Annotated in this window: 24 protein-coding genes; 8 read left to right on the forward strand and 16 right to left on the reverse strand. The window is 63.6% G+C overall.

Annotated elements, in window-relative coordinates; genetic code table 11:
* Positions 1-35: 35 nt before the first annotated feature.
* Positions 36-1,859: a glutamine--fructose-6-phosphate transaminase (isomerizing) gene (glmS, locus tag HOY34_RS17025; protein ID WP_172365036.1), complete on the reverse strand. Its 1,824-nt coding sequence runs from the start codon at positions 1,857-1,859 to the stop codon at positions 36-38.
* A gap of 4 nt (positions 1,860-1,863) precedes the next feature.
* A complete protein-coding gene (gene glmU, locus HOY34_RS17030; protein WP_172365038.1) occupies positions 1,864-3,213 on the reverse strand; it encodes a bifunctional UDP-N-acetylglucosamine diphosphorylase/glucosamine-1-phosphate N-acetyltransferase GlmU in 1,350 nt (449 codons plus the stop codon).
* Positions 3,214-3,364: 151 nt separating this feature from the next.
* Between glmU and HOY34_RS17035 the strand changes: the two genes are divergently transcribed.
* Together HOY34_RS17035 and xseA are read left to right on the forward strand one after the other, a co-directional pair.
* On the forward strand, positions 3,365-4,042 hold the full coding sequence (locus tag HOY34_RS17035; RefSeq protein ID WP_172365130.1) for an HAD-IA family hydrolase: 678 nt from the start codon (positions 3,365-3,367) through the stop codon (positions 4,040-4,042).
* A 60-nt stretch (positions 4,043-4,102) separates the two neighbouring features.
* Entirely contained in the window at positions 4,103-5,701 is a 1,599-nt protein-coding gene (xseA, locus tag HOY34_RS17040; RefSeq protein ID WP_172365040.1) for an exodeoxyribonuclease VII large subunit, read from the forward strand.
* Positions 5,702-5,817: 116 nt separating this feature from the next.
* Here xseA and HOY34_RS17045 read toward each other — a convergent pair whose 3' ends face one another.
* The 3 genes from HOY34_RS17045 to HOY34_RS17055 all read right to left on the reverse strand — a co-directional run bounded on the left by HOY34_RS17045 (position 5,818) and on the right by HOY34_RS17055 (position 8,345).
* A complete protein-coding gene (locus HOY34_RS17045) occupies positions 5,818-6,381 on the reverse strand; it encodes a hypothetical protein (RefSeq protein ID WP_172365042.1) in 564 nt (187 codons plus the stop codon).
* A 1-nt stretch (position 6,382) separates the two neighbouring features.
* A complete protein-coding gene (locus HOY34_RS17050) occupies positions 6,383-6,895 on the reverse strand; it encodes a hypothetical protein (protein WP_172365044.1) in 513 nt (170 codons plus the stop codon).
* Between the two features lie 103 nt (positions 6,896-6,998).
* The gene (locus tag HOY34_RS17055) at positions 6,999-8,345 is read right to left on the reverse strand and encodes an alkane 1-monooxygenase (protein ID WP_253944520.1); all 1,347 of its coding nucleotides are present in this window, start codon (positions 8,343-8,345) and stop codon (positions 6,999-7,001) included.
* Between the two features lie 78 nt (positions 8,346-8,423).
* Between HOY34_RS17055 and ftsY the strand changes: the two genes are divergently transcribed.
* The 3 genes from ftsY (at position 8,424) to HOY34_RS17070 (ending at position 11,440) form a co-directional block, all read left to right on the forward strand.
* A complete protein-coding gene (ftsY, locus tag HOY34_RS17060) occupies positions 8,424-9,662 on the forward strand; it encodes a signal recognition particle-docking protein FtsY (RefSeq protein ID WP_172365046.1) in 1,239 nt (412 codons plus the stop codon).
* A gap of 66 nt (positions 9,663-9,728) precedes the next feature.
* Positions 9,729-10,691 (forward strand): hypothetical protein, encoded by a 963-nt coding sequence (locus HOY34_RS17065; RefSeq protein ID WP_172365048.1) that lies wholly within the window; start codon positions 9,729-9,731, stop codon positions 10,689-10,691.
* 95 nt (positions 10,692-10,786) lie between these two features.
* Positions 10,787-11,440 carry an inner membrane-spanning protein YciB gene (locus HOY34_RS17070; protein WP_172365134.1) on the forward strand — a complete coding sequence of 218 codons (654 nt, stop codon included), beginning with the start codon at positions 10,787-10,789 and terminating at the stop codon, positions 11,438-11,440.
* A 71-nt stretch (positions 11,441-11,511) separates the two neighbouring features.
* On the opposite strand, the gene HOY34_RS17075 is transcribed toward HOY34_RS17070, so the two are convergent.
* Complete coding sequence (locus HOY34_RS17075; protein WP_172365050.1) at positions 11,512-12,210, reverse strand: glutathione S-transferase N-terminal domain-containing protein; 699 nt, start codon at positions 12,208-12,210, stop codon at positions 11,512-11,514.
* A 246-nt stretch (positions 12,211-12,456) separates the two neighbouring features.
* Between HOY34_RS17075 and HOY34_RS17080 the strand changes: the two genes are divergently transcribed.
* Positions 12,457-13,671, forward strand: a complete 1,215-nt coding sequence (locus HOY34_RS17080) for a GlxA family transcriptional regulator (protein ID WP_253944521.1) — start codon at positions 12,457-12,459, stop codon at positions 13,669-13,671.
* 34 nt (positions 13,672-13,705) lie between these two features.
* Here the strand turns inward: HOY34_RS17080 and HOY34_RS17085 are convergent, their stop codons facing one another.
* Positions 13,706-14,047 carry a DUF6476 family protein gene (locus tag HOY34_RS17085; RefSeq protein WP_172365051.1) on the reverse strand — a complete coding sequence of 114 codons (342 nt, stop codon included), beginning with the start codon at positions 14,045-14,047 and terminating at the stop codon, positions 13,706-13,708.
* Here HOY34_RS17085 and HOY34_RS17090 point away from each other — a divergent pair.
* A complete protein-coding gene (locus HOY34_RS17090) occupies positions 14,046-15,152 on the forward strand; it encodes an RluA family pseudouridine synthase (RefSeq protein ID WP_172365053.1) in 1,107 nt (368 codons plus the stop codon). The two genes, HOY34_RS17085 and HOY34_RS17090, sit on opposite strands and share 2 nt — an antisense overlap.
* A 290-nt stretch (positions 15,153-15,442) precedes the next feature.
* Here HOY34_RS17090 and typA read toward each other — a convergent pair whose 3' ends face one another.
* The 9 genes from typA to HOY34_RS17130 all read right to left on the reverse strand — a co-directional run bounded on the left by typA (position 15,443) and on the right by HOY34_RS17130 (position 22,982).
* The gene (gene typA / locus HOY34_RS17095; protein ID WP_172365055.1) at positions 15,443-17,260 is read right to left on the reverse strand and encodes a translational GTPase TypA; all 1,818 of its coding nucleotides are present in this window, start codon (positions 17,258-17,260) and stop codon (positions 15,443-15,445) included.
* Positions 17,261-17,318: 58 nt separating this feature from the next.
* The gene (locus HOY34_RS17100; protein ID WP_172365057.1) at positions 17,319-17,933 is read right to left on the reverse strand and encodes a YitT family protein; all 615 of its coding nucleotides are present in this window, start codon (positions 17,931-17,933) and stop codon (positions 17,319-17,321) included.
* Between the two features lie 75 nt (positions 17,934-18,008).
* Positions 18,009-18,611: a YitT family protein gene (locus HOY34_RS17105; RefSeq protein WP_172365059.1), complete on the reverse strand. Its 603-nt coding sequence runs from the start codon at positions 18,609-18,611 to the stop codon at positions 18,009-18,011.
* Positions 18,612-18,994: 383 nt separating this feature from the next.
* Positions 18,995-20,209, reverse strand: a complete 1,215-nt coding sequence (locus tag HOY34_RS17110) for an NADP-dependent isocitrate dehydrogenase (RefSeq protein WP_172365061.1) — start codon at positions 20,207-20,209, stop codon at positions 18,995-18,997.
* A 98-nt stretch (positions 20,210-20,307) separates the two neighbouring features.
* Complete coding sequence (locus HOY34_RS17115; protein ID WP_172365063.1) at positions 20,308-20,838, reverse strand: hypothetical protein; 531 nt, start codon at positions 20,836-20,838, stop codon at positions 20,308-20,310.
* A gap of 3 nt (positions 20,839-20,841) precedes the next feature.
* Entirely contained in the window at positions 20,842-21,501 is a 660-nt protein-coding gene (locus HOY34_RS17120; RefSeq protein ID WP_172365065.1) for an HD domain-containing protein, read from the reverse strand.
* Between the two features lie 215 nt (positions 21,502-21,716).
* The gene (locus tag HOY34_RS22345) at positions 21,717-21,839 is read right to left on the reverse strand and encodes a hypothetical protein (protein ID WP_301538910.1); all 123 of its coding nucleotides are present in this window, start codon (positions 21,837-21,839) and stop codon (positions 21,717-21,719) included.
* Between the two features lie 211 nt (positions 21,840-22,050).
* Positions 22,051-22,323: a hypothetical protein gene (locus HOY34_RS17125; protein ID WP_172365067.1), complete on the reverse strand. Its 273-nt coding sequence runs from the start codon at positions 22,321-22,323 to the stop codon at positions 22,051-22,053.
* Entirely contained in the window at positions 22,323-22,982 is a 660-nt protein-coding gene (locus HOY34_RS17130) for an alpha/beta hydrolase (RefSeq protein WP_172365069.1), read from the reverse strand. Before HOY34_RS17130 ends, HOY34_RS17125 begins: the two co-directional genes overlap by 1 nt.
* Positions 22,983-23,253: 271 nt before the next feature.
* On the opposite strand from HOY34_RS17130, the gene iscR reads away from it, so the two are divergent.
* Positions 23,254-23,763, forward strand: a complete 510-nt coding sequence (iscR, locus tag HOY34_RS17135) for a Fe-S cluster assembly transcriptional regulator IscR (RefSeq protein WP_172365071.1) — start codon at positions 23,254-23,256, stop codon at positions 23,761-23,763.
* Positions 23,764-23,813 lie beyond the last annotated feature (50 nt).

The following is a 23,813-nucleotide window of genomic DNA, read 5'->3' on the forward strand; positions in this document are numbered from 1 at the left end:
GGGGGGCCTGGAAATCCGCCCCCCGCTTTATCAGGTCACTCGACCGTCACCGATTTCGCCAGATTGCGCGGCTGATCGACATCGGTGCCTTTGGCAATCGCGGTGTGATAGGCCAGCAGCTGCACGGGCACCGCATAAAGGATCGGGGCCCAGACCGGATCGACCTCGGGCAGGGTCAGCTGCGCCCAGGTGCCTTCGCCAGCCTCATGCACGCCCCTGGCGTCCGAGACCAACAGCACCTTGCCATGACGCGCCATCACCTCTTGCATATTCGACACCGTCTTGTCGAAAAGCGGGTCCGAGGGGGCCAGAACGATCACCGGCACCTTTTCATCGATCAGCGCGATGGGGCCGTGTTTCAACTCACCCGATGCATAACCTTCGGCGTGGATGTAGCTGATTTCTTTCAGTTTCAGCGCGCCCTCCAGCGCCATCGGGAACATCGGTCCGCGCCCGAGGAACAGGATGTCGGTGGCCTTCGCCAGCTCATTGGCGATATCGGCGATCTGCTCGGAATGGGACAGCGCCGCATTCATCAGCCCCGGCAGATTGCGCAGCCCGGCGATATGGGCGGCCAGATCTGCGGCGCTGATCCGGCCGCGATCCGCTGCCGCCTTCAGCGCCATCAGCGCCAACACCAGAAGCTGACAGCTGAAGGCCTTGGTCGAGGCGACGCCGATCTCGGCCCCGGCCAGAATGGGCAGCGCCAGATCGCTTTCGCGGGCAATCGAAGAGGTCGGCACATTGACCACCGAGACGACTTTCGCCACCCGCTCTTTCACATGGCGCAGCGCGGCCAGGGTGTCGGCCGTCTCGCCCGACTGGCTGACGAAAAGCGCCATCGAGCGATCAGAAAGCACCGGCTCACGATAGCGGAACTCGGATGCGACATCGATTTCAGCCGGGATTCCCGCGATCTGCTCGAACCAGTATTTCGCCACATGGGTCGCATAGCTTGCGGTGCCACAGGCCACCATGACCACCCGGTCAATCTGTGAGAAATCAAGACCTTCGGGCAGGTTCAGGGCCGGATTTGCGCCCGATCCGGTGTAATGGCGCAGCGCATCGGCCAGAACGACAGGCTGTTCGGCGATTTCCTTGGCCATGAAATGCTTATAGCCGCCCTTTTCCACCCGGGTCGCACCGACCTGGATCACCGTCTCGGCGCGGTTGGCGCGGCGGTCTTCGGCGTCAAAAATCTCTGCGCCCTTGCGGGTGATCACCGCCCAGTCACCCTCTTCGAGATAGGTGATGCGGTCGGTCATCGGCGCCAGCGCAATCGCGTCAGAGCCGACGAACATCTCACCGTCACCACGGCCAATCGCCAGCGGGCTGCCCTTGCGGGCGCAGATCATCAGATCATCCTCACCCTCAAAGAGGATGCAAAGCGCGAAGGCCCCATCAAGACGCTTCAGCGTGGCGCGGGTGGCCTCAACCGGGGCAGAGCCGCCGTCCATCGCGCGTTTCAGCAAAAGCGCGACGGTCTCGGTGTCGGTCTCGGATTCCTGGATATAGCCATCTGCGGCCAGCTCTTCGCGCAGGGCGCGGAAGTTCTCGATAATGCCGTTATGGACCACCGCCACGCTGCCTGCGCGATGGGGATGGGCGTTAAGCACGGTCGCCGCGCCATGGGTGGCCCAGCGGGTATGGCCGATGCCCGATTTCCCGGCCAGCGGCTCATGCACCAGCAGGTCGGAAAGGTTGACCAGCTTGCCCACCGCCCGCCTGCGATCCAGCACGCCATTGTTGATGGTGGCGATCCCGGCGGAATCGTAACCGCGATACTCCAGCCGCTTCAGCCCCTCGACCAAAAGCGGCGCCACCTCATGATTGCCAAGCACACCTACAATACCGCACATGAGATTATCCTTTGCTTTTCGCAGCTTTGATGGCGCGCAGCTTTTCGAACAGCTTCACCGCCAGCCCGGGCTTTACCACCTGTTTCGCACGGCCAAGCGCCACCGCGCCCGCAGGGACATCCTCGGTGATCACCGAGCCAGAGCCGGTCAGCGCATCATCGCCCACCGCCACAGGTGCCACCAGCATGGTATCCGAGCCGATAAAGGCGCGTTTGCCGATCGTGGTGCGATGCTTCATCACCCCGTCATAATTGCAGGTGACGGTGCCCGCGCCGATATTGGTGAACTCGCCCACATCGGCATCGCCGATATAGGTCAGATGGCCGACCTTCACGCCCTCATCGAGAATCGCATTCTTGATCTCGACGAAATTGCCGACATGGACATCCTCGGCCAGCTCGGCCCCGGGGCGCAGCCGCGCGAAAGGCCCGACATCGGCCCCACGCGAGACATGGCAGCCCTCCAGATGGCAAAAGCCCTTGATCTCGGCCCCGGATTCGATGGTGACGCCCGGCCCGAACAGCACATTCGGGCCGATGATCGCGTCGCGCCCGATCACCGTATCCAGCGCCAGGAATACCGTTTCCGGCGCGGTCAGGGTGACGCCATCCGAAAGCAGCTCTGCCCGGGCGCGGGTCTGGAAGGCGGCCTCGGCCCCGGCCAGCTCGGCGCGGGTATTGACGCCCAGCGTCTCTTCCTCGGCGCAGCGCACCACGGTTGCGGAAAGGCCTGCGGCACGGGCAAGGCCCACGACATCGGTCAGGTAGTATTCTCCGGCGGCATTTTCATTGCCAACGGCGGCGATCAGCGAAAACAGTTCTTTCGCAGAGGCGCAGATAACACCGGAATTGCAAAGCGTTACGGCGCGTTCTTCATCTGATGCGTCGCGATATTCGACGATCCGTTCCAGCCGGTCGCCATCGGTGATCAGCCGGCCATAGCGGCCCGGATCGCGGGCCTCAAAGCCCAGCACCACCACCGCATGCGACCTGCGCGCCTCAAGCATCGCCTCAAGCGTTTCGGGGCGGATAAAGGGGGTGTCGCCATAAAGCACGATCACATCGCCTGGCTGATCGGCCAGCAGGGCGCGGGCCTGATCGACGGCATGGGCGGTGCCGCTTTGCGTCTCCTGGCGCACGATTTCCGCCTCGGGGTCATAGCTTTGCGCCGAGGCCGCGACCAGGTCGCCGCCATGGCCGACGACGACCACGGTTTTCGCGGGCGAAAGCGCCGCGCCCGCCCGCATCGCATGATGCAAAAGCGGCGCAGCTGCGACTTTGTGAAGGACCTTCGGAAGGTCTGAATTCATACGCGAGCCCTGGCCTGCAGCCAGGATGATGAGCGAGACCTGCATTCTGCCCCTTCCTTTTGTGTTGCCGCCGTTCTACCGAAGCCTTGCGGGGCCGCCAAGGGGGGCGGCGGTCACAGAGGATTTCGCCATGTTGCAAAATGATGCGCCCGGCAATTCAGCGCCCAATGCACAGCAAGATGCCACGGTTCCCGGCATGGCCCGCCCCGGCGATTGCGTGGTTTTTGACCTGGATGGCACGCTGGCCGATACCAGCGCCGATCTGCTGGCGGCGGCCAATGCCTGTTTCATAGAAATGGGCGAAGAACCGCCGCTGGATGCGGGCGACAGCCTGACCGCATTCCATGGCGGCAGGGCGATGCTGCGGCTGGGGTTCTCGCGCCTTGGGCGTGAGGTTCCCGAAGGCGCAGACCTCGAACGCTGGTATCCCGAGCTGTTGCGCCATTACCGCGCCGCGATTGCGGTGCACAGCCGTCTTTATCCCGGCGCGGTCGATGCGATCCTTGCGCTGAAATCGCGCGGCTACCGCGTGGCCGTTTGCACCAATAAGCCCGCCGCTCTGGCCGAGGATCTGCTGCGCGAACTGGGGGTGCGAGGGCTCTTTGACGCGATGGTCGGCGCTGATACGCTGCCCGTGCGCAAGCCCGACCCCGCGCCTTATCTGCTGGCGGTGCGTCAGGCGGGGGGGGATGCGGCACGCTCGCTGCTGATCGGCGATACCGAGACCGATCTTCTGACGTCGCGGGCGGTGGGTGTGGCCTCGGTTCTGGTGACCTTCGGCCCTGAGGGTGAGGGGATCGCCCGCCTGCAGCCCGATGCGCTGCTGCACAGCTATCCGGTGCTGCCCGATCTGGTGGCGCAGCTGCTGGCCTGAGCGAGCCTTCCACCGCTGTGCCGGCTTGCAAGGCGCGGGGGCTGCGGGCAAAAGAGGGCTATGGATATGTTTGAAGACAGCAACCCGGCCCCCGGCCCCGGCAACAATCCCGAATTCACCGTCTCGGAACTTTCGGGCGCGGTCAAACGGGTGATCGAGGGCGAGTTCGGCCTTGTCCGGGTGCGCGGCGAGATCGGTCGCGTCTCGCGCCCGGCCTCAGGGCATCTTTACTATGATCTGAAGGATGACCGTTCGGTCATCGCGGCGATCACCTGGAAGGGCCAGGCGGGTCGCCTGTCCGTGCGCCCCGAAGAGGGGATGGAGGTCGTGGCCACCGGGCGGATGACCACCTTCCCGGGCCAGTCGAAATATCAGCTGGTCATCGACGATCTGGCACCTGCAGGGGCGGGTGCGCTGATGGCGATGCTGGAGAAACGCCGCGCCATGCTGCAGGCCGAGGGGCTGTTTGACCCCGCCCGCAAAAAGCCGATCCCCTGGCTGCCAAAGGTGATCGGGGTGGTGACCTCGCCCTCGGGCGCGGTGATCCGTGACATTTTGCACCGTCTGCGCGACCGCTTTCCGCGCCATGTGCTGATCTGGCCGGTGGCGGTGCAGGGCGAGAAATGCGCCCCCGAGGTTGCGGCGGCGATCCGGGGCTTCAACGCCATTCAGCCGGGCGGCCCGATTCCGCGCCCGGATCTGCTGATCGTGGCGCGGGGCGGTGGCTCGCTGGAGGATCTCTGGGGCTTCAACGAAGAGATCGTGGTGCGGGCGGCGGCGGAAAGCCGGATCCCGCTGATCTCGGCGGTGGGGCATGAAACCGATACCACGCTGATCGACTTCGCGGCCGATCTGCGTGCGCCGACGCCGACCGCGGCGGCCGAGCTGGCGGTTCCGGTGCGCCTTGAGCTGCTGGCGGCGCTGGATGCGCTTTCGGGGCGGCTTTTGCATGGGGTGGCGCAGGTCGCCAGCCGCAGGCGGCAGCGCTTTGCCGATCTGTCCAGGGCATTGCCACGCCCCGAGGCGCTGACCGGGCTGGCAAGCCAGCGGCTGGATCACGCGGTTGCGCGTTTGCAGGCGGCGCTTGGGCTGGGGCTGATGCGCAGGCGCGGCGATTTTGCGCGTGCGGCGGGGCGGATGCAGCCCGCGCTGCTGGCGGGGCTGTTGCGTGAACGCCAGGGCCAGATCACCGCCCGGGGCGAGGCGCTGGCCGCAAGGCTGCAGCGCCGCCTTGACCGCGCCGAGGCGCAATATGAGCGCTGGTCCTCGCGGCTGGAGCCCGCTTTGGCGCGGCTGACCGGGGATGCGTCGCGGCGTATCGCGGCCGATCACGAACGTCTGCAACAGCTGTCAGCGCGGCTGGATCTGCTGCCCGTGCAAAGGCTTTCGCGCCTGAATGAATCGCTGTCGCGGCTGGACCGGATGCGCGAAAGCCTTGGCTATGCGCAGACGCTGCAACGCGGCTTTGCAGTGGTGCGCGGCGATGGCCATGTGCTGACCGATACCGCCGCTGCGGCAAAGGCCCATAGTCTTGAGATCGAATTTGCCGATGGCCGCCTGACGGTCGGCGGCAAAGCGGCCCCGGCCCGCAAGGCAGGCACTGGCCCGGCCTCTGATGGGCCGCCCCCGCAGGGCGGAAGTCAGGGCAGTCTGTTCTGATCGCCCAGTCTGATCGCCCTGTCTGGCCGCCAGTCTGAGCGCCCTGGTTGCAGCGCAGATTTCACCGCTTAAATCTGGCCCTGCAGAGAACGAACCCGGCGTAATCCGGGCAGCGCTTAGCTGCCCAGATAGGTCTCGCAGGTGACAAGGCCTTTGGCGGGGTAAAGCAGGATCGGCGTGAACTGCTCCATCCCTTCGTAAAAGCCCAGGATCCAGTCTTTGCGGTCGTAATAGGTCCAGCAATCGGGCGCGTCGGGCTGATCTTCATAGTGAAAGCAGATCTGCTCGCCGACCTGTTCCCAGGTGCCATGCATGCATTTATTCGCGTCGCGCCAGATCACCCGACGGCCTGACAGGAAGGTCTCAATCCCGTAAAGGCCTGTCGTTCCGTGATAGGTGTCAAAGGTCTTGCCACGGGTCAGCGCGTCCAGCTCTTCGGCGGTCAGAGGCGATTCCGCCGGATCACGGCTGAGATCGGTGGCCGAGGGCATGCCGCCGGGCGGATAATCGCCAGCCTCTGGCTGCACATAGGTATTGTCCGTTTCGGGGGTATTGTCGGTTTCGGGGATATTACCCGTTTCGGCGAAAGCCGGGCCCGCATGGATCAGCCCCAGGCCGATCAGCCCAAATCCCAGCGTCACTGCGGCAGCCCTAAGGCGGTCAGTCATGGCTTCAGGCATATCAGGCTCCGACGTCCGGGGCGGGGCAGTCCAGCCCTTCGGCTGTCTCATCGATTGCGACGATATCCTGGCCGGGGAAGGCGAATTCGGCAAGGGCGGTCAGCCCCCCGTCTTTCATCGTAAAGACCCAGCAATGTTCGCCCGGAGAGTATTCATAGGCAAAGCAGATATAAGAGCCGCGCTGATACCAGCGGCCATACTGGCATTCCTCGGGGGCGGTTTTCCAGCGCACCCGGCGATCTTCCATATATTCCTCGATGCCGTAGACCTGGCCATATTGCGACCAGGTCAGGGTTTTGCCGGTGACATAGGCGTCAAACTCGGCCAGCGACATAGCCGATGTATCAGACTGGGGTGCATCAGACTGGAGTGTCCCGGATCGCGGCGCGTCTGACTGCGGGGCACTGGGGGGCGGCAAATCAGGCTCTGCCTGCGCGGTCTGCGCCAGGGCTGTGAAGGGCAGCGCCTGGATCAGCATCGCCGCAGACAGCGCGGCGCAGAGGGAAAATCGCATCGTAACTCCGGTAAGCGGTTCGGGGCGCGGTGGCGCTGGCAAGAGGGGTCTTGCCGCAAACCTGGCAGAGTGCCCCCGGGATTTCCAGTCTGGCATTCGCTACTCAGGGATTGCGCTTTTCGACGTCGTGCCAGCGTTTGAGGTGGGGGCGGATGGCGCGGCGCCAGGTTCGCGGCAGGAAGGCCAGGCTGCAGGCAAGCGGCAGCGGCCAGGGCAGGCGCGGGGCCTCATCAGGCAGGCGCAGCGCGGGGTAGGGGCGCGACGGGTGCATATGGTGGTCGGAATGGCGCGGCGCATTCAGCATCATCGCCGATGAAAACCAATGCGCGGTGTTCCAGCTGTGGCGGGCGCTGACCGGCTCTGGTCGGCCATCTGGGCGCAGGCGGCGGCGCAGCCCGTAATGCTGCACATAATCAGAAACCAGCACCTGCATCTGCGCATGCAGCGCCAGCAGCACCCAGGTCGCCGCGCCAAAGGGGCCTGCCACCGCCATGCCCATAGAAAGCGAAATCACCGCGCCGATCGCATAGATCAGATAGGGGTGCAGGCCCTGGTGTTTCCTCTGGCCCTGACGCTTCGCCTTACCCGGACCATTCGCGCCAGCCTCGCGCAAAGCATTCTGCCGCGCACGCTCGCGCAATTCATCCTCGGCCTGCCAGCCCTGCAGAAATGAGCCGATCCAGGCGCGGGGGGCGAAATGGTAAAAGCTTTCGCCCTCGCGGGCCGAGTTCGGATCCTGGTCGGTGGCAACAAAGCGGTGATGCACCAGCCGATGCGCCGAGGCATGCTGGCCAAAGAGGATCGCGCCATAAAAGGCCCGTCCCAGCCGGAACAGCACCCGGTTGCTGCGGTGGATCAGCTCATGCGCGGCCGGATGCCCGACCTGGCCCAGCCAGAAGCCCGCACCGAAAAACAGCAGCACCCGCTGGCCGGTGGACAGGCCTGACGCCCCTGCAATCGCCCAGACCGCGACAGGCAGCAGCACCAGGGCCGAGACGCCGATGGCCGCCAGCAAAATATCCGCCCCGGGAAATTCCTGACCGTCCTCGCCATGGCCAGCCACATGCGGGATCAGCTGATCCAGGATCAGTGACAATACCGCCATGTAAAGAAAGCCCGCCCAGATCCAGGTGCCACCAAAAATCGCCCCCAGCAGCAAAAGCGGCACCGGGGTCATGGCGGCCAGCGCGAATGCGACCATAGGGATCGGCCCCGGATGCGCCTGCGGATCTGCCGCGGCATCGGCTTTGGTCGGGGGCGGGCTGCCCGTGCCTGGCCGGTCTTCGGCTGGCCCTTCGTCGGGATCGGCTGGGTATTCGGGGAAGAGATCTGACATGATCGCCGAGGAAAGCACCAAATCATGGCAGGGAAAAGACCCCGCGATGTCGCAACCCACCCCGGAGCCTTTGGCGACAGCCTGTTCGGGGGGCAGGTTCAGGGGCAGGTTCAAGGGCCTGGCTGCGGCTGTGCCCTTTACTTCGCGGGTCAAAATGACCAGGTAAAATGAGCAAAGAAAAAAGGTCGCGCCATGTCGTTGTTTCGCAAACTCAAGGATCGGCTGTTCCGCTCTTCCGACAAGATCGGTGAGGGGCTGGATGCGCTGGTCCAGGAGGGATCAGAGCATGAGCTGGCAGATGATCTGGCTGTTGATCAGTCGGGTGATCAGTCGGGCGCTGGCCAGGCAGCTGCATCTGAGATTGCGGGCGATAAGCGCGAAGACCTGAGCCCCGCGCCACAACCAACCGGCAGCCGCGCAAGCACGCAGGCGGCCGTCGCCCCCGGCGCTACAGAGCCGGCCCCGGTTCCCGCGCCGAAAGTTGCGGCACCCGCTGTGGCTGCAGATACCTCTGCAGATGCAGGGGCGACAAATGCGGGGGCGGCAAAGCCTGGCCTGCTGGGGCGGCTTTTCGGGCGTTCGGATACGGCAGAGCCGCGCCGGGTGTTGGACGATCAGATGCTCGAAAGCCTCGAGGAATTGCTGATCCAGGCCGATCTCGGCGTCGATACCGCCGTGCGCGTCACTGCCAATATCGCCGAGGGGCGCTTTGGTCGCAAAGTCTCGACCCGCGAGCTGAAAGAGGCGCTGGCCAAAGAGGTTGCGCGGATCATGACCCCGGTGGCAAAGCCGCTGCCGCTTTATGCGAAACTGCCGCAGGTTGTGCTGGTGGTGGGCGTGAATGGCTCTGGCAAGACGACCACCATCGGCAAGCTGGCCAGCCAGTTCCGCGCGGCGGGCAAGAAGGTGGTGATTGCGGCAGGCGATACTTTCCGCGCTGCAGCCGTCGATCAGCTGAAGGTCTGGGGCGAGCGGGCGGGCGTGCCGGTTCTGACCGCGCCCGAGGGCTCTGACCCGGCAAGCCTTGCCTATGACGCGCTGACGAAAGCCCAGGCCGAGGGCGCGGATCTTCTGATGATCGACACCGCCGGGCGGCTGCAAAACCGCCAGGATCTGATGGAAGAGCTGGCCAAGATCGTCCGCGTCCTGAAGAAGAAAGATGAGACCGCGCCGCATAACACGCTTTTGGTGCTGGATGCGACGACCGGGCAGAATGCGGTGACCCAGGTCGATATTTTCCGCAAGATTGCCGATGTCTCGGGGCTGGTGATGACCAAGCTGGATGGCACCGCCAAGGGCGGCGTGCTGGTGGCGCTGGCCGATAAATTCGGCCTGCCGATCCATGCGATCGGGGTGGGCGAGCAGATCGACGATCTTGCGCCCTTCGACCCCGATGATTTCGCCCGCGCCCTGGTCGGACTGGAAGAATGAGCGCGGCCCTTATGTAAACCCGGCCCTTTGTGGCCCCGCAGCGGTAGTGATGTGATGTTTTTCAGAGTGCCCCGTTTCTGTCTGACGATGGCCGCAGCAGCGATGATCCTGCCTGCGGGCAATGCCATGGCGCAGGAGGTCTCGGCTCAGCGTTGCGAAAAAGCGCTGCGGGATCTGAGCGCCGAGCTGAAACGCAACGGCGCCACGCTGCGCGCGGTTTACGACGGGCAAAGCGGCGCCAGCTGCAGCTATCGTGATATCAGGATCGACGGCGGCTATCCGAAGGATCCAACTTTTGAAGCGGCGCGGATCACCGTCGCGGGCAGCATTCTGGCCTGGAATGGCGAGGGCACTTTGCCCGGCAGCGACCTGATGCTAAGCGCCGAGGGCCTGCGGCTGATCCCCCGCGACAATGACGCCCGCGCAGCGGCTTTGCAGCAGGCGCAGTCGCGGCTGGGCCCGCTGCGCCTGGATCTCAGCACCAGCTGGAACGCGGCGGCAAAGACGCTGCAGATTGCTCGGCTTGATCTGGCCTCGTCTGAGATGTCGATCCTGCGGCTGGCGGCGGGGGTGAAGAATGTCGATCTCTCGACGCCCGGGGCCGCGCAGATGTCGCAGGTGGGCTTTGCGATCACCGATATGGATCTTGAGCTGAAGACCTTCGCCCTGGCTGAGACCGGCCTTTTGCCCATGATCTTTGGCGTGATGCCCGAGGCGCAGGGCGGTTCTGATCCGAACGCCGCGACCAAAAACATCACTGACAAAAAGCTGGCCTTGCGTGGCGAGATCAACAACCTGCCGGACGCGGCTTTCCCGCCCGCATCCGGTGCGGCGCTGGCGGCGTTTTTGTCTGACCTGCCCAATGCGCGTGGCAAGCTTTTGGTGAATTTCCGCTCGGGCAGCGGCTTTGGCCCGGTCAGGCTGGCGCGGTTTGCCCTGACTGGCCCGCCCGCAAATGTCAAAGAAGCCGCGCCGATCTTCGACGATACCCGTTTTGTGATCGAGTGGCGGCGCGGGGATCGCAGCTAAGCCGCGTCCTGGCCTGCCTCAGGTCTTGCCTATAGGTCTTGCCACCGCGGCCCGGGCGCGGCATGCCTTTGGCAGAAGAATGAACGGAAGAGATGATGACTGCAAAAACGATCAATCCCGTGCTGAAACAGGCGCTGGAGCTGGGCCCGGCAATCCTGTTCTTTGCGATTTACATGCTGATCAAGGATCGCAATTTTGTGGTCTTTGGCACGGATTATTCCGGCTTCATCATTGCAACGATTGTCTTTTTGCCGATCCTGCTGGCCTCTATCGCCACCCTCTGGGTGCTGACGGGCGAGCTGTCACGCATGCAGATCTTCACCGGGGTTGTCGCGGTGTTTTTCGGCGGCCTGACCGCATGGTTCAATGATGCCAGCTTCTTCAAGATGAAAACGACGCTGGTCTATGGCAGTTTCGCGCTTTTGCTGGGGATCGGGCTGTTGCGCGGCCAAAGCTGGCTGCAATGGGTGCTGGGCGCGGCGCTGCCGATGCAGCAAGAGGGCTGGATGATCCTGACGCGCCGCCTTTTGGTGGTCTTCGTGCTGCTGGCCATCGCCAATGAGCTGATCTGGCGCAATATGTCGGATGCGACCTGGGTAACGCTGGAGACCTTCGTCTTCCCGGCGGTGCTGTTTGCCTTCCTGATGGTGCAGATCAGCATGCTGGGCCGCTTTATGATCGAGCCCGAGGCCAGGGATGATGAGGCCCAGAATCACGCCCAGGACAAGGCCAAAGACAGCCAGGGCTGAAACCTGCTGAAAGACCGGGGGCGGTGGCTGTTCAGAGACAGCTATCGCCCCCGGTCATCCTGCAGGGCTGATTACCTTTTGTAGAGGTTTTCGATAGCGGTCTTGTCCAGCTTTGCCTGGCGGGCCTCGGCGGCAAGGGCCACGCCTTTGATAAAGGCCGGGCGGGCGGACAGCCGATCCAGCCAGGCCGAGAAATGCGGCTTGTCGGAAATATCCTGCTGTTGCTTTTTCCAGGCCCGCGCCCAGGCCCAGATCGCAATATCGGCAATGCTGAGTGCCTCGCCCGCCACGAAAGGCCGATCTGCCAGCCTGCGGTCAAGCACCCCGTAAAGCCGCCCCACCTCGCGGCGATAGCGGTCCTGGGCATAGGGCAGGATCTGCGGCGGATCCATCTCGGGCGCATAGCGCAGGAAGTGGTTCGCCTGGCCCGCCATCGGGCCAACCCCGCCCATCTGCCACATCAGCCATTGCTCGACCTCGATCTGCCCGCGCGCGCCCTCGCCGTAAAGCCGCCCGGTCTTGCGGGCCAGATACTGCAGGATCGCCCCGGATTCGAAGAGTGAGACGGGCTGACCATCGGGGCCGTCGCGGTCGGTCAGCGCGGGGATGCGGTTGTTGGGGGCAATCTGCAGGAAGGCGGGCTCGAACTGCGCGCCGCGACCGATATCGACCAGCGAAACCTCATAGGGCAGGTCCAGCTCTTCCAGCGCGACAGAGATCTTATGGCCGTTCGGGGTGGGCCAGTAATAAAGGGTGATCGGGGCGGTCATTTCGGCTCCTGTCGTGGTTCATCGCGGCCATTTCCTGACCGCCTGTCATCGGCCCTGATCATGACGGCCCAATCATGACGTCATGGCGCTGCGGCGGCAAGGTGCTGGCGCTGCATTGCAGCAATGCAGGGTTGTATGGGATGGACGCGAGACAGCCGCTTGCCCTCTCTTGCACAAGTGTGAAATTTCGGCTTCCATCATCCGTTAACGACATATCCTGTCGCGCAATGAGCAAAGGTCGAGCAGATGCCCAGCCCCGCAAGCAAGGTGCAAACACCCGCTGGAGACACCCTTCGCCTGGCCGGTCAAAGCCCTGTTCGTGCACTCGCAGGCAGGGCAGGAACGGGCAGGGCGGGCACGGGTGGGGCAGGCACGGGTGGGGCAGGTTCTGCCGCCCCTGGCCCTGGCACCTCTGGCTCTGGCCAGAAAGCGGCAGCTGCAAGCAGCAGCACCGGCGGCGCTCAGGCCGGGCGCAGCGGCGGCAGGCGGCGCTTTGTCTTTTTGCTGCTGGAACGCTTCACGCTTCTGGCTTTTGCCTCGGCGATCGAGCCATTGCGGATCGCCAATCGGGTCGCCGGTCGCAAGATCTACGATTGGGTGCTGGCGGGCGAGGGCGGGGTCTCGGCCACCTGCTCGAATGACACGGCCTTCAAGCTGGATATCGGGCTGGAAGAGATCGGCCGCGATGATGTGATTCTGGTCTGCGGCGGCATTGACGTGCAGCGCTCGACCACGAAAGCCGTGCTGTCCTGGCTCCGGCGTGAGGCGCGGCGCGGTGTGACCATTGGCGGGCTTTGCACGGGGTCATGGGCGCTGGCCAAAGCGGGGCTGCTGGACGGCAAAAAGGCGACCATCCACTGGGAGAACCAGGATGGATTCGTCGAGGAATTTGAAGAGGTGCGGCTGACCAAATCGGTCTTTGTGATGGATGGCAACCGCTGGACCACGGCCGGGGGCACATCCTCGCTGGATCTGATGCTGAAGGTGATCGCGGCCGATCATGGCGAAACGCTTGCCAATACCGTGGCCGATCAGCTGATCTATTCCACCATCCGCACCGATCAGGATACGCAGCGCCTGTCGATCCCGACCCGGATCGGGGTGCGCCATCCGAAACTGAGCCTTGTCATCCAGATGATGGAGGGCAGCATCGAAGACCCGCTTTCCCCCGCCGATCTGGCCGAGCGGGTGGGGATGTCGACCCGCCAGCTGGAGCGGCTTTTCCGCCGCTATCTGAACCGCAGCCCCAAGCGCTATTATATGGAGCTGCGGCTGTCCAAGGCGCGTAACCTCTTGATGCAGACCGATATGTCGGTGATCAATGTGGCGCTGGCCTGCGGTTTTGCCAGCCCCTCGCATTTCTCGAAATGCTACCGGGCGCATTACAACACCACCCCCTACCGCGAGCGCGGCACCCAAAGCGGCGGCCCGGCGGCGATGCCGGTCTCTCTGCCAGGCTGAGGCTTTCGCTGGCCCCGCGATGGGGGCGACCCGCTCAGGGCGCGGGGGCGATTGCAATCTCCTGGCGCAGGCTGCCATCTTTATTGAAGATCAGGATGCGGTCGCTGTCGGTCACCACGCCGATCCAGTCGCGGCCGGGAATGACGCTGGCCGGGGTCTCGCCTGCGGGCAGGCTCAGGCTCTGGGGCAGCGCTGCGGCGGGCCCAGGTGCTGCCTCATCGCCCGGGGGTATGCGCAAACGGGTGACAAGCATCAGGCTCACCGCTATGACACCCGCGATCATGCAAAGCATCAGAATGATCACCAACGCCTTCAGAAAGCGCAGCGAGGGCGGCAGCGCAACCTCTTCGCCGTTTTCAACCGGAGCCTCAGCCATGACCTCTTCCTATTCTGACGATGATGACATCCAGGCCGATGACATTCTGGCCGATGACCGGAATGGCGCGGTGCTGGAGGTCACTCTGGGCGATGATGCCGCATCGCGCCTTGATAAGGCGCTGAGCGCGGCAGTGCCAGAGGAAGCGGCGCTTTCACGCTCGCGGCTGGCGAAACTGATCGAGGCGGGGGCGGTCTCGCGCGGTGGTGTGGTGGTCACCGACCAAAAGGCAAAGACCGCACCGGGCGAGGTCTGGCAGATCGCGCTTGGCCCGGCGGTGGCGGTTGAGACGCTGCCCGAGGATATCCCCCTGACCATCGTCTGGGAGGATGATGATCTGATCGTGATCGACAAGCCTGCGGGCATGGTGGTGCATCCGGCACCCGGCACGCCCTCGGGCACGCTGGTCAACGCGCTTTTGCATTATTGCGGCGATAGGATTTCCGGCATCGGCGGCGAGCGGCGTCCGGGCATCGTGCACCGGATCGACAAGGAAACCTCAGGCCTGATCGTGGCGGCGAAATCGGATCGTGCCCACCACGGCCTTGCCGCACAGTTTGAGGCCCATAGCGTCACCCGCCACTATCTGGCGATCTGCAACGGTGTGCCCGAGGGATCGGATCCGCGCCTGCGCGGCACCCGCGGCATCAGCTTTGAGGCAGGCGGCGTGATCCGCGTCGCCACCAACTTGGCCCGCCACCGCACCGACCGTCAGAAGCAGGCGGTGACCTGGCCGCCCGAGGGCCGCCACGCCGTCACCCGCGCCCATGTGGTTGAAGGCTTCCACGGTCAGGCCGCGCTGATCGACTGCTGGCTGGAAACCGGGCGCACCCATCAGATCCGGGTGCATATGGCCTGGGCGGGGCATGGGCTGATCGGCGATCCGACCTATGGCGGGCGGCGCAAGCTGTCAGAGAAGATCCTGGGCGAGGCGGCCCAGGCGGCAGCCGATTTCCCGCGTCAGGCGCTGCATGCCGCAAGCCTGGGCTTTACCCATCCGGTGACGGGCGAGCGGCTAGAGTTCACCTCAGAGCTGCCCGCAGATATGGCAGCGCTGCTGGAGGCGATGCGCCGGGGCAGTGGGGCGGCAGGCGGGGCGGGCTGAGGTCTGGTCGCAGGCCCCATGCGGCCCCCATGCGGGCCACAGCCGCCGGGCCTCAGTTGCAGGCCCCCTCCGTCGCAGGTTTTCCGTCGCAGGCCCTTTCCGTCGCAGGCGTCAGTCGCAGACCACGCGCAGGCGGAGACGGATGGTTCCGGACGGAAGGTTACAGCCGGATGGTTACAGCCGGGGGGGCTACAGGCGGCGGGCTAGAGGTGGCGGGTCACGAACGGCGGGCGTGACAGAAATCAGCCTCTGCATATGAAAACGGCGCCCCTTGGGGCGCCGTTCTTTTATCAGTCGTTGCGGCTCATGCGCTTGCGCTCATGGGGGTCGAGATAGCGCTTGCGGATGCGGATGATCTTCGGCGTCACCTCTACCAGCTCATCGTCCTGGATATAGGCGATGCTCTCTTCCAGGCTCATGCGGACCGGAGTGGTCAGGCGCACGGCCTCGTCGGTGCCCGAGGCGCGGACGTTGGTCAGCTGTTTGCCCTTCAGCGGGTTGATCTCAAGATCATTGTCGCGGTTGTGCTCGCCCAGGATCATGCCCTGGTAGACGGCTTCCTGCGCGCCGATGAAGAAGTGGCCGCGGTCTTCCAGTTTCCACAGCGCGTAAGCCACCGAGACGCCGTTCTCCATCGAGATCAGCACGCCCTGGCGACGGCCCTGGATCGGGCCCTTATGCGGCACCCAGCCGTGGAAGATGCGGTTCAGCACGCCCGAGCCACGGGTGTCGGTCAGGAACTGGCCCTGATAGCCGATCAGCCCGCGCGAAGGCACATGCGCGATGATCCGGGTCTTGCCGACGCCTGCCGGTTTCATCTCGACCAGATCGCCCTTGCGCTCGCCGGTCAGCTTCTCAATCACGACGCCGGAATATTCATCATCCACATCGACGATGACTTCCTCGACCGGCTCCATACGGACGCCGTTCTCTTCTTTGAAGATCACGCGCGGGCGCGAGATCGACAGCTCGAACCCTTCGCGGCGCATGTTCTCGATCAGAACGCCCATCTGAAGTTCGCCACGGCCCGAGACCTCAAAGGCGTCGCCGCCGGGGGTGTCGGCGATTTTGATGGCGACGTTTTGCTCGGCCTCTTTCATCAGGCGGTCACGGATGACGCGGCTTTGCACCTTGGTGCCGTCTTTGCCGGCCAGCGGCGAATCATTGATGCCGAAGGTGACGGTGATGGTCGGCGGGTCGATCGGCTGCGCGGGGATCGCGGTGTCGATCGACAGGTCGCAAAGCGTGTCGGCCACGGTGGCCTTGGTCATGCCCGCCAGCGTCACGATATCGCCTGCGACGGCCTCATCAATCGGGGTCTGGGCGATGCCGCGGAACGCGAGGATCTTGGTGACGCGGAACTGCTCGATCCGCTCGCCGTCGCGGGTCAGGGCCTTCAGCGAGGCGCCGGCCTGGATGGTGCCCGATTCGACACGGCCCGTCAGCAGACGGCCAAGGAAGGGGTCGGCGGAAAGGGTGGTCGCCAGCATCGAGAAGGGCTCGGCGGCCTTTGCCATTTGTTTGGGCGCGGGCACATGCTTCACGACCAGCTCGAACAAAGCGCTCAGATCCTTGCGCGGACCATCCAGCGAGGTATCGGCCCAGCCAGCGCGGCCCGAGGCATAAAGATGCGGGAAATCAAGCTGTTCGTCGCTTGCACCCAGATTGGCGAAAAGGTCGAAAACCTCGTTCAGCGCGCGCTCGGGTTCGGCATCGGCCTTGTCGACCTTGTTCAGCACCACGATGGGACGCAGGCCAAGCGCCAGCGCTTTCGAGGTCACGAATTTGGTCTGCGGCATCGGGCCTTCGGCGGCGTCCACCAGCAGGACCACACCGTCCACCATGCTGAGGATCCGCTCAACCTCGCCGCCGAAATCGGCGTGGCCGGGGGTGTCGACGATATTGATGCGCAGGCCGTTCCACTCGACCGAGGTGGCCTTGGCGAGAATGGTGATGCCGCGCTCGCGCTCGATGTCATTGCTGTCCATCACGCGTTCGGTCGTGGCCTGGCCTTCGCGGTACGTGCCCGACTGTTTCAAAAGTTCGTCGACGAGGGTTGTCTTGCCGTGGTCAACGTGGGCGATGATCGCGATGTTGCGAAGGTCCATATGGGTGTCCTGTTTGCTGCGGTGCCGCGCATACACCCGTTTTGCGCAAATGGCTAGGTCAGGTCACCACATACCAGTCACGACGGTGATTAAAGGTGATCACCGCATTCAGAATGGCCGCCCCCAGCAAAGACCAGGCAACCAGCGCAAAAGGCAAAAGCGTCAGCGCGGCGGCGAAAAGCAGCAGATCATGGATCAGCTGCGTCCATCCGGCGCGAAATCCGGTTCTGTCCTGGATGATCAGCGCCAGAATCGACACCCCGCCAAGGCTGCCCGAATGGCGAAACAGCCCCAGCAGGCCAACCCCGGCCGAGATGCCGAACAGCACCGCCGCTGCGCCGGGATGGATGGAACCGATCTGCAAAATCGGCTTCAGCGCCTCGGTCATAACCGAGACAAGTGTGACCGTGGCCACGCTTTTTGCGCAAAAGACCGGGCCACGGGTGATCCAGGCGATGGCGAAAAAGGGCAGGTTCATCAAAAAGAACGTGGCCGAGAAATTCCAGTGAAACACATAAGACAGGATCAGTGCCGTGCCTGCGGTGCCGCCCGTGACAAGGCCCGCCGCCCGCAAGAGATGTATCCCCAGGGCGGCCTGCGCCGAGGCGATCAGGATGCCCTGGACATCCTCGAACCTGGTATAGTGGCGCTCTGGTGATAGGTCAGCTTGCATGACCTTATATTGCGCCCTGATCGGGCGCGGGTCCATTGCGCTTTGCGCAGGGCGGATTTGCGCGGGGGGAATGGCTCAGATGGCGATATAGCGGTCGCGGCGGTGATTGATCGCCAGCACCAGGTTCAGGATCACCACGCCGGGCAGGGACCAGAGAACCCGGTCGGGCGCAATCCAGATCAGCGCGACTGTGAACAGCACGAGGTCAAAGATCATCTGCGTCCAGCCCGCCCGAAAGCCGCTGCGATCCTGGATCATCAGCGCGACAATCCCGATGCCCCCAAGGCTTGATCCATGGCGGAACAGCGCAAGCAACCCCGCCCCGGTGACAAAGCCGAAAAGGATGCCCGCCAGCAGCGGGTGCAGGGTCTGGAAGCTCAGGTAATGCGGCAGGATTTGCGCGAAGGCGGACAGCAGCGCCACCGAGATCAGGCTTTTGATGGTAAACCGCAGCCCGAGACGGCGATAGCCGAACCAGTAAAACGGCAGGTTCACCACGAAAAACACCGCGCCAAAGCCCCAGCCCGTCGCATAAGAGATCACCAGCGCCAGCCCCGCCGTCTGCCCGGTGATCAGCCCGGAATGGGTCAGGAACTGCAGCCCAAGCGCACACATCAGCGTGCCGAAAATCAGGCCCTGGGCATCATCGACAAGGGAATGAGAGGTGGTGTCTGACATGATGCCCGGGTAGCCCCGGCGCCGTCCTGGCGCAAGGTTCTTTCGGTGATGGTCAGGTGGTTTCATCACGCCTTGCCGACAATTCCGGCGCCTGGCAAAAAAAGTGCATGAGCGGCTCGCGCGGAACGGCGGAGAATGCGGGCGTAATCTTCGGCCGAATGACGCGCCCGGCAAGCGTAATTTCGGCGCGGCAAGGGCCGGTGCAGCAGCGAGGGGGGGGCGGTTCTGATCGGTATGGCTGAGCTGCTGATACCCTGATCGGACAGGCGCACCCCCTCGCGCATATGCTTCAGCGATTCGATCTCATGGGCGCCAGAACAAGCCTTGTGACCCATAGGGAGAGGCGGCATCTCTGCCACCTCTCTTTGAAAGGCCGGTCAGGCTCAGCCCGCCAGCGCCTTGTTCAGATATTGGTCAACCTTTTCCAGATAGCCAATCGTGGTCAGCCATTTCTGATCGGGGCCGACCAGCAGCGCCAGATCCTTGGTCATGAACCCATCCTCGACCGTCTGCACACAGACCTTTTCCAGCGTCTCGGCGAAACGGGTCAGCTGCGCGTTGCCGTCCAGCTTCGCGCGGTGCTTCAGCCCGCCGGTCCAGGCAAAGATCGAGGCGATGGAATTGGTCGAGGTCTGCTTTCCGGCCTGGTGCTGGCGGTAGTGGCGGGTGACGGTGCCATGCGCCGCCTCGGCCTCGACGGTCTGGCCGTCGGGCGTCAGCAGGATCGAGGTCATCAGCCCCAGCGAGCCAAAGCCCTGCGCCACAGTATCCGACTGCACGTCGCCGTCATAGTTCTTGCAGGCCCAGATATAGCCGCCCGACCATTTCAGCGCCGAGGCCACCATGTCGTCGATCAGACGGTGCTCGTAATGGATGCCTTTTGCCTTGAATTTCTCTTCAAATTCCTCGGCATAGACCTGGGCAAACAGATCCTTGAAGCGCCCGTCATAGGCCTTGAGGATGGTGTTCTTGGTCGAAAGATAGACCGGCCAGCCCTTGATCAGCCCGTAATTGAACGAGGACCGCGCAAAGTCGATGATCGACTGGTCGAGGTTATACATCCCCATTGCCACACCCGCTGCGGGCGCGTCAAAGACGTCATATTCCTGGGTGGTGCCATCCTCGCCCACGAATTTCATGGTGATTTTGCCGGGGCCGGGGAAGCGGAAATCGGTCGCCTTATACTGATCGCCAAAGGCATGGCGGCCAACCACGATGGGCCGCGTCCAGCCAGGCACCAGGCGCGGCACGTTTTTGCAGATGATCGGCTCGCGGAAGATCACGCCGCCCAGGATGTTGCGGATGGTGCCATTGGGCGACTTCCACATTTTTTTCAGGCCGAATTCCTCGACCCGCTGCTCATCGGGGGTGATGGTCGCGCATTTGACGCCGACACCGTATTTCTGGATCGCATGGGCTGCATCGACCGTGATCTGGTCATTGGTGCGGTCACGCTCTTCAATGCCGAGATCGTAATATTTCAGATCGATATCGAGATAGGGAAGGATCAGCTTTTGCTTGATGAAATCCCAGATGATCCGGGTCATCTCATCTCCGTCCAGCTCTACAACCGGGTTGGCCACCTTGATCCTGGTCATGTTACGCCCTTTCTGACCTGGGTTTCGCCTGGGGGCCTTTTAGCGCCAATCCGGGAGGGGCGTAAGATGGTATGCGATGGTATACAGAAATTTCATATTCATTTCGGCGGAAACTGGCGCTGCAGGGCGCGGATTGCCCGTTTTACCAGCGTTTTCTGACGCGCCCCGCTCAGGGCCTCTGCCGAGGTCAGCCATTTTGCACCCTGCAGTTGCAGGGGCAGCGCCAAAAGCAGCCCCAAAACCATCGCCACCAGCTGTAAAGGCAGCGTGACAAGCCAAAAACCCCGGCACAGCCAAAGCGGCAGCCCGCGCCGCGCGGGCCAGTCAAGCAGCGTCTGCAGCCACAGCGCATGATCGGGGAAGGGGGCAAGCGGTGCATAAAAGAGCGTGAAATCCTGGTGCCCGCCAGAGGGGGCTGCACCGTCGCCCTTCACGGTCAAAAGCAGGCAGTAATGGCCCGTGCCGACGCGATCGGTCAGCGAGAGGGTCTGAATGCCAGGCGGATCGCTTTCATCACGCAGCCATTGCCCCTGGCCCATATCCCGAAAGCCTGAGCCTTTCAGCGCCGGATGCAGCGCGAGGCGGATCTCCTGGCGCAACAGGCTTTGGGCGGTGGCGGGCTTTGTCATGGCTCAGCGGTTCTGATCGAACCAGGGCCGGGCGCGGGCGGCGACCCAGTCCCAGATGCGCGGCGCGCCGCGGGCGATCTTCTGGCCGACGCGGGTGGTCAGCTGCTCCCATGTCACATTATAGCTGCCCCAGGTGCCGCCGCCTGACTGCAGATTGGCCAGCACCGGCTGCACCCGGTCCAGCGATTTGGCAAAGATCGCATCCGGGGTTTCTGCCACCTCGAACTCATCCCAAAGCGCGCGGAAGGCCTGGGCCTGATCGGCGGGCAGCAGGCCAAAGATGCGATTAGCGGCGGCGCTTTCGGCGGCGATGGTCTCGGCGCTGGCATGGGCCGCGCCATTTGCGGAATGGATCGGCACATCGCCGGTGTCGATCTCGACCAGGTCATGGATCAACAGCATGCGGATCACCCGGTCAATAGAGACCCCAGCGGGGGCCTGATCGGCCAGAACCATGGCGTAAAGCGCCAGATGCCAGGAATGCTCGCCCGAGTTTTCTCGCCGCGAGCCGTCACAAAGCGGCGAGGCCCGCAAGACGCTCTTCAGCCGATCCGCCTCGTTGAGAAAGGTGAATTGGGCCGTCAGGCGGCCCGTGGAGTCAGCTGTGGTGTCCGCTGTGCTGTCGGATGCGGGTTGCGCGGTTTGGGTTGCATGTCCGGTCATCGGGGATCCTGGCGGCTTTGGGGCGTCTGCGCCGTTTTACCGGGGAAGGGCGCGCCTGCGAAAGGGGGCTAAGATGTGGGCATCCCGATCAGGCCAGATCTGGCCAGCCAGGCGGTGATTTGGTCTGCGGCCTCTGCCGGGCGCATTTGCAGCGCGAAATGCGGTGCATCAAGCGGGGGCAGCATTTGGGATATGCCTTTGATATGATATGATATTTATGGGCTGATCAGGCGGTCTCGGGCTGCGGGAATACAGGCCAGCGGCAGTTTCAGCTCTGAAAGCAATGGCCGCATATCGGCCCGCATGACGGCTTGCAGGCGGGCGGTGATGGTGGGCATCGGCACGGCCCGCAAAACAGATCGGTAGCTTTGCGTCAGCTGCTTTGAGGCCCCGCACCCCGGCACGAAAGCATGGCTCAGCCAGCCGAGGAGGGCGGGCGCACGATCTTGGCCCGATATTGCGCCGATGCTGTCCCGACGGTTGGCCCGCTGCTGGCCTGGCCCGGTCCGCGATCTGCGGCCACCTGCAAGAGGGGCAGCCGCAGTTTTTTCAGTGACCGCTGCCGAGGCTGAGGTCTTTGGGCGCGTCGGGGGCGGCGCCCCCTTCGCGTTTCGCCTTCAGCGCCTGCTCGAGGAATGCACGCCCCCGCGCCTCGGCCAGGCGAATGCGGATCGAGGTCATGAAATATTCCTGCAGCGTCGGCGAGGCCGCCATCAGAACCCGGCCAACCTGGTCATAGAAGCGCTCATCCTTCAGCTCTGTCTGAGCGTCTAGCACATCTTTGGCCAGCCTGTCGGCCAGATCCTGAATGAAAGCCGACATCAGCGCGTGCTTTCGGTCATGCGGCGTTTGACATAGTCAGACACCGTTCCGATCATCGGCTGCATATGCGCCTCTTCATCCTTGAAGAAGTGATCGGCACCCTCAACCTCGGTATGGGTGATGGTGATGCCCTTTTGCTCATGCAGTTTTGACACCAGGCTGCGGGTGTCTTTGGGCGGCGCCACCTTGTCATTGGTGCCGTTGATGATCAGCCCCGAAGAGGGGCAGGGCGCGAGGAAGGTGAAATCGTAAAGATTTGCCGGCGGCGCGACCGAGATGAAGCCGGTGATCTCTGGCCGGCGCATCAGCAGCTGCATGCCGATCCAGGCCCCGAAGGAAAAGCCCGCGACCCAGCAATGCTTGGCGTTCTGGTTCATCGACTGCAGGTAATCCAGCGCCGAGGCGGCATCCGACAGCTCGCCGATGCCCTGATCATATTCGCCCTGGCTGCGGCCCACACCGCGGAAATTGAACCGCAGCACGTTAAAGCCCAGGTTGTAGAAGGCGTAGTGAAGGTTATAGGTAACCTTGTTGTTCATCGTGCCGCCATAGGCGGGATGGGGATGAAGGACGATGGCGATCGGGGCGTCGCGCTCTTTCTGGGCATGGTAGCGCCCTTCAAGACGACCATCGGGACCGGCAAAGATAACTTCGGGCATATGCTCTCGCCTGATTTGTCCGGGATCGAAACTTGACGGAAACGCCCGGGTAATTTAGAACAGTTCTAAAGGGGGCAAGGCTTGCCCCCCGGATCGCAACTCAGGTAATGGCCGCAGACCTATACGTCAATGGATGTGTGGGCGGATCTGCGGGCGGCACCCGGGCGAGCGCCTGATCGCGGCGCAGAAGGCGACGGAATATTTGCAGGCGGCTTCGGTCAGTCTTTGGAGAGGCCAGTCTTTGGAGAGGCCGGCCCTTGGGGAGAGCAGGATGAAACTTTCGACAAAGGGCCGCTATGCGATGGTGGCGCTGGCCGATCTGGCGATGAGCGAGGCAAAGGCCCGGCGTGCCGCGCAAAAAGCGGGCGCGGCTGCGGGCGAGGCCGAGGAACTGGTGGCGCTGGCCGAGATCTCGAAACGCCAGGATATCTCGCTGCCCTATCTGGAGCAGCTTTTCGTGAAGCTGCGCCGCGCGGGGCTGGTGGATGCGGTGCGGGGGCCGGGCGGTGGCTATCGGCTGGCGCGCTCGCCGGATTCGATCCGGGTCAGTGAGGTTTTGCAGGCCGTTGAGGAAACGGTTGATGCGATGCATACCGGCGCCGGGGCGACTGGCGGATCCTCGGGGACGCGGGCGCAGTCTTTGACCAATCGGCTGTGGCAGAGCCTTTCCGCGAATGTCTATGTGTTTTTGCATCAGACGCGGCTGTCGGATGTGATCGGCAATGATATGACGCCATGCCCGGCGGTGCCGAACCTGTTCCGGGTGGTGGATGAGGAATGATTTCGATGCGCTCAGTGGCTGATCTTGCCGGGGGGCTGTCTGCCCCCCGC

It is taken from the genome of Pseudogemmobacter hezensis (assembly GCF_013155295.1).
Lineage (GTDB): Bacteria > Pseudomonadota > Alphaproteobacteria > Rhodobacterales > Rhodobacteraceae > Pseudogemmobacter > Pseudogemmobacter hezensis.